At 37.1% G+C, this 5,792-nt stretch carries 6 protein-coding genes and 1 pseudogene; 5 read left to right on the top strand and 2 right to left on the bottom strand.

Annotated features, from left to right (window positions below):
• Positions 1-218 precede the first annotated feature (218 nt).
• Positions 219-365, top strand: a pseudogene (locus tag RQ763_RS08795) (NifU family protein); the annotation flags it as partial.
• 1 nt (position 366) lies between these two features.
• Here RQ763_RS08795 and RQ763_RS08790 read toward each other — a convergent pair.
• Complete coding sequence (locus RQ763_RS08790; protein WP_314152437.1) at positions 367-606, bottom strand: type II toxin-antitoxin system RelE family toxin; 240 nt, start codon at positions 604-606, stop codon at positions 367-369.
• On the bottom strand, positions 603-851 hold the full coding sequence (locus tag RQ763_RS08785; protein ID WP_314152436.1) for a DUF6364 family protein: 249 nt from the start codon (positions 849-851) through the stop codon (positions 603-605). Before RQ763_RS08785 ends, RQ763_RS08790 begins: the two co-directional genes overlap by 4 nt.
• Before the next feature lie 312 nt (positions 852-1,163).
• On the opposite strand from RQ763_RS08785, the gene nifH reads away from it, so the two are divergent.
• The 4 genes from nifH to nifK all read left to right on the top strand — a co-directional run bounded on the left by nifH (position 1,164) and on the right by nifK (position 5,634).
• Positions 1,164-2,078, top strand: coding sequence for a nitrogenase iron protein (gene nifH / locus RQ763_RS08780; RefSeq protein ID WP_314152435.1), 915 nt, complete (start codon positions 1,164-1,166; stop codon positions 2,076-2,078).
• Between the two features lie 133 nt (positions 2,079-2,211).
• Entirely contained in the window at positions 2,212-2,571 is a 360-nt protein-coding gene (locus tag RQ763_RS08775) for a hypothetical protein (RefSeq protein ID WP_314152434.1), read from the top strand.
• 44 nt (positions 2,572-2,615) lie between these two features.
• Positions 2,616-4,085, top strand: a complete 1,470-nt coding sequence (gene nifD, locus RQ763_RS08770; RefSeq protein ID WP_314152433.1) for a nitrogenase molybdenum-iron protein alpha chain — start codon at positions 2,616-2,618, stop codon at positions 4,083-4,085.
• A gap of 1 nt (position 4,086) precedes the next feature.
• A complete protein-coding gene (gene nifK, locus RQ763_RS08765) occupies positions 4,087-5,634 on the top strand; it encodes a nitrogenase molybdenum-iron protein subunit beta (RefSeq protein WP_314152432.1) in 1,548 nt (515 codons plus the stop codon).
• The last annotated feature ends 158 nt before the right edge of the window (positions 5,635-5,792 follow it).

Genomic DNA, 5,792 nt, shown 5'->3' with positions numbered 1-5,792 from the left:
ATAATATTCCCTTGGGTATTGCTTTTATTCTTTTCGGTATTGTATTTTTATGGATCGAATATAAAAGGCTTACTAAGAATTAAAACTTACTCGTTACGAAGCTCCAAGCTTCATAACGCATACATAAACTAAATCAAAAAAGGAGAAAACCAAATGTGCCGACTTTTACATGCCAACAAATTTGAAGTTCTCTATGACTCAGACGGACAACTCACTCAAAAGACAACGGCGAGTTTATAGATATCTATATCAAATATCTCGGTGCATGTTCTACATGTTCAACAGGAAGCGGCGGAACACTCTACGCAATAGAGAGCACGCTAAAACAGCAACTGGCTGACAATATAAGAGTGATGCCGATATAGACTACTTATAAATGTCACCGCGACTGTCAACTTTTAAGATTTTTATTTCGTCTTCATCTATATGAAATAAAACTCTATATTTTGAGATTCTTAGTCTATAGATTGGAGGTATGTTATTTCCAGTCATTTTTTTAATATCCCCATCTGGGATATTATTTATAGCTTCAAAAATTTTGACCTGTAGCTTCTTTTGATAAGTTGCAAACTTTTTCTCAAATGTTTTTGAATATGAAATTTTCATAAGTTAAATTTTTTAGCAAACTCATCTTGAGATGAAAAAGTATCATTTTTTAAAATTGACAGAACCTCTTCTTCATCAGTAGCTTCCAAAAGAAGTTCTACTTGCGCTTTTTTTTCTTTACTTTTATCAAGATACTCTCTTAAACTCTCGCGAATCATCTGTGATATAGATTTATTTTCTAAGAAACTAAATGCTTTAGCTTTTTCATAAAGAGCTTCATCAATAGTTAAATTCAATCTATGCATCTTTACTCCTTTACATAGTGATGTATTGACGTATTATAGCACAACTCATTTAATAGCTAGTTTTGCTCTCTTCATAAATATAATTTTCTTTAAAAAACATTTTTGTAACTACGAAAATTTCAAAATTGTAGCTATCTTTTCTCTCTCTCCTTCGATACAAATAAAAGATAAAAATTGTCCCAATTATCTATTTTAATCCCTAAAACAGGTGCTTTTATGGATATTGTAAATTTTTTAATCCTAAATAATTTCTAGGGAACACTATATGTAATGTAGCTAGTGAAACAAATTTATTCACACGAAGGAGTCAATATGTCAGCGTTAAGACAAATTGCATTTTATGGTAAAGGTGGAATTGGTAAATCAACCACTTCTCAAAATACGTTAGCGGCTATGTGTCATTACTATGGTCAAAAGATATTAATTGTTGGTTGTGATCCAAAAGCGGACTCAACTAGACTTATTTTACATGAGAAAGCTCAATCTACAATTATGCAATTAGCGAGTGAAGCTGGTACTGTTGAAGATTTGGAATTAGAAGATGTATGTAAACCTGGTGCTGGAGAATTTCACCCAGAGGACACAAAAATAACTGAAGGTTATATTATGTGTACAGAGTCAGGTGGACCGGAGCCAGGAGTTGGTTGTGCAGGTCGCGGTGTTATTACGGCGATTAACTTTCTTGAAGAAGAGGGTGCATACGATGATGAGCTTGATTTCGTATCTTACGATGTTCTAGGTGACGTTGTGTGTGGTGGATTTGCTATGCCGATCCGTGAAGGTAAAGCTCAAGAGATATATATCGTTATGTCTGGTGAGATGATGGCTATGTATGCTGCGAACAATATCTCTAAAGGTATTTTAAAGTATGCAAACACTGGTGGTGTTCGTCTTGCAGGTCTTATCTGTAATGCTCGTATGACAGATAAAGAGTATGATTTATCTAAACACTTAGCAATGCAAATCGGTACTCAACTGATTCACTTCGTGCCTCGTTCTAACCACGTTCAAAGAGCTGAGTTACGCCGTATGACTGTTGTAGAGTTTAGTCCTAGTTCTGATCAATCAATGGAGTACAAAGAGTTAGCTAGAAAAATTATAGCAAATGATTTAAAAGTTATCCCGGCTCCATTAGAGATGGATGATCTTGAGAACCTATTGATGGAATTCGGTTTAGAAGATGAAGTTGATGAAGAAAACTTAGGTAAAAGAGCGGAAGAGGCATAATGATTTGTCACGATAATATGAGCAAAGCCCATATTATCTGCGCTAGCCGCTAAGGCATTAAAGCTAGCCTCTTATGAGGCAGAGACAAAGAAAAAAGAAAAAAAATAAAACAAAAAAACAAGAGGAGAAAATTATGTTTGTATGTGGTTATCACTTCCCGGCGAGTGAAGGAAACAATGTATCGTTTGAGAAGGTAATAGAAAAAATCAACGAAGGTATTGATGCATCTGGTAAAACAGTTACATTAACAAGTGAGACAAGAGAGGGTGTTCAGTTAGAGACACTAGAAGTTCCCTCAGGTACTTTTTTACATACTGCATTTGTAGATTATTATACAAATACAGAAGTTGTGGCTAAAGATGGTTTAAAAATGATTTATTACACAAATAAGTACCAGATCAGTGAAATTTCTAAATCTGTTGACGGCGATGCTACAAAAGATCTATGTAAAAAACTAGATGATATGAATCTATACAGAGTAAAAGTAGCTTAATGCTGCTTTTACTTTAAAAGCAAATAAACTATAAAGGATAAACTATGAGCAGCAATGAAGCATTAGAAGCTTTACAGAGAGAAGCTATAGAAGAGGTACTAGCTGTTTACCCTGCAAAAGCTGCAAAAAACAGAGCAAAACACTTAGGCGTTGACTCACCTGAGGGCGTAAAAGGTGCTTGTGATAAAACTAGAAGCAACAAACAGACTGTTCCTGGCGTAATGAGTCAACGTGGTTGTGCTTATGCAGGTAGTAAAGGCGTTGTTTGGGGACCAATCAAAGATATGATTCATATTTCTCACGGACCGGTAGGATGTGGTCAATATAGTAGAGCAGGCAGAAGAAACTACTATATAGGTACAACAGGTGTAGATACATTTGTTACTATGAATTTTACAACTGATTTTTCTGAAAATGACATTGTATTTGGTGGAGATATTAAACTTAAAAAAGCTCTTGCAGAGATTGATGTTTTATTTCCTCTAAACAACGGTATCTCAATTCAGTCAGAGTGTCCAATTGGTCTAATTGGTGATGATATTCAAGCAGTTGCAAAAGTGCATAAAAAAGATTCAAACAAACCGACAGTAGCAGTTTCTTGTGAAGGTTTTAGAGGGGTTTCCCAGTCTTTAGGTCACCACATCGCAAATGACGTTATTCGTGATGAAGTTATGCCTGATTCAGCTGCAAGAGAGAGTTTTGAATCAACCCAGTACGATGTTGCTATTATCGGTGACTACAATATCGGTGGAGATGCATGGGCTTCTAGAATTTTACTTGAAGAGATGGGTCTTAGAGTTATTGCACAATGGTCAGGCGATGCTACTTACAAAGAGATGGCGATCGCTCCAAAAGCAAAACTGAACCTGCTTCACTGTTACCGTTCAATGAACTATATCTCTCGCCATATGGAGCAGGAGTTTGGTATTCCATGGATAGAGTATAACTTCTTTGGACCAAGCAAAACTACAGAGAGTTTAAGAAAAATTGCAGCGTGTTTCGATGAGACTATTCAAGCAAATGCTGAAGCTGTTATTGCAAAATATACAAAAATGACAGATGAAGTTATTGCAAAATATAGACCAAAACTAGAGGGTAAAACAGTTATGCTTTATGTTGGCGGACTGCGTCCTCGTCACGTTATCGGCGCTTACGAAGACCTTGGTATGGAGATCATCGGTACAGGTTATGAGTTTGGACACGGTGATGACTACAAAAGAACAAAAGAGGATCTTGGTAGAAGTACTCTGATCTATGATGATGTTAATGAGTATGAGTTGGAAAAATTCGTACAAAAACTAAAGCCTGATTTGGTGGCATCTGGTGTAAAAGAGAAATATGTATTCCAAAAAATGGGACTTCCGTTTAGACAGATGCACTCTTGGGATTACTCAGGGCCTTACCACGGGTATGATGCTTTTGCAATATTTGCAAAAGATATGGATTTAGCTATGAACTCTCCTGTTTGGAATCATACTAAAGCACCATGGGAAAAAGAAGTAGAAGGAGCTTAAGATGCAAGACGTAGAAAATATAGTTAACGGACAGAAGCTGTTTTTAAAAGAGGAGTACCAAACTTCTCTGGCAGCAAAGAAAGAGTTTGAAGGCTCAATGGGCGCGATCAATCCTGCTAAAGTTGAAGAGGTTTCAGAGTGGACAAAATCATGGGATTACAGAGAGAAAAATCTTGCTCGTGAAGCAATTACTGTAAACCCTGCTAAAGCTTGTCAGCCTCTTGGAGCTATTATGGTTGGTCTTGGTTTTGAGAACACTATGCCGTATGTTCACGGAAGTCATGGTTGTGTTGCATACTTTAGATCTTACTTTACAAGACACTTTAAAGAGCCGACACCATGTGTATCTGACTCTATGAGTGAGAGTGCAGCGGTTTTTGGCGGTCTTGCAAATATGAAAGAGGGTCTAAGAAACTGTAACGCTATGTATAAGCCTGAGATGATCGCTGTTAGTACTACATGTATGGCAGAAGTTATCGGTGATGACTTAAATGCGTTTGTAATAGGTGCAAAAGAGGAAGCTGAAGGCGAGCTGGATAATATTCCGATCACTCATGCACATACTCCATCATTTGTTGGTAGCCACATTACCGGTTATGACAATATGATGAAATCTATACTGGAGCAGTTAAATCCAGATAGAAGCGAGAAAGTTATAGAAGAGGGAAGAATCAACATAATTCCAGGTTTTGAGCCATACCTTGGTTCTCTAGCGGAAGTTAAAGAGATCGCAGCTTCTTTTAGTGACAAGATCGTAATGATCGGTGACCATGAAGCTCAGTGGAATACGGGTGCAGGAAGCTATAGCTTATACGCTGGCGGTACTCCGCTTTCAGTAGCACGCACTGCTATCAACGCAGAGTCAACTATATCACTGCAAAAATACTCTACAGTGCAAACTGCTAAGACTATTAAAAACAAGTTCAAACAGGGATATGAAACTGCAAATCCAATCGGTCTTAGCGGAACTGACGAATTTGTAATGATGCTCTCAAAACTTACAGGCAAAGAGGTTCCTGAGTCACTTAAGACTCAAAGAGCACAGCTTGTAGATGCGATGCAAGACTCTTATCCGTACATGCACGGTAAAAAGTTTGCAATCTATGGTGATCCTGACTTCTTGTTAGGTCTTGTTTCATTTATAGTTGAGATGGGCGGTATTCCAACTCACGTTTTATGTCACAATGCTCCAAGAAAAGGTTGGGAGGATGATATGAAAGCTATTATCTCCAAATCTGATTGGGCAAGTGATTGTCAAATCTGGGCTGGTAAAGATTTATGGCATCTAAGAAGTTTACTCTTCACTGAGCCTGTTGACTTCTTAATCGGAAATGTTTACGGTAAAGAGTTATACCGTGATACTGGTATTCCATTAATCAGAATCGGTTTCCCGATTTTTGACCGTCACCACTTGCATAGATATTCTATCAGCGGTTACAAAGGTGGTTTAAACCTTTTAACTTGGATTACGAATGCTGTGTTAGACCAACTCGATGAAGAGACAAAAGATATCGCTAAAACTGACTACTTCTTCGACTGTGTAAGATAGTTTACTAAACTTTACTATTCGACACTCTCTCCTACTGCCCGAAGATATTTATCTTCGGACACCTCTACGGAACACTTCTTGAACTATAATTTATATATAAAAGAACCATCCTATAAAGAATAGCTTAAACCAATAGTTATTTTTTATAGACATAGATA

Source organism: Sulfurimonas sp. (assembly GCF_032250635.1).
In the GTDB taxonomy this organism is placed as follows: domain Bacteria; phylum Campylobacterota; class Campylobacteria; order Campylobacterales; family Sulfurimonadaceae; genus Sulfurimonas.
This window is presented reverse-complemented; position numbering and strand designations above follow the sequence as displayed.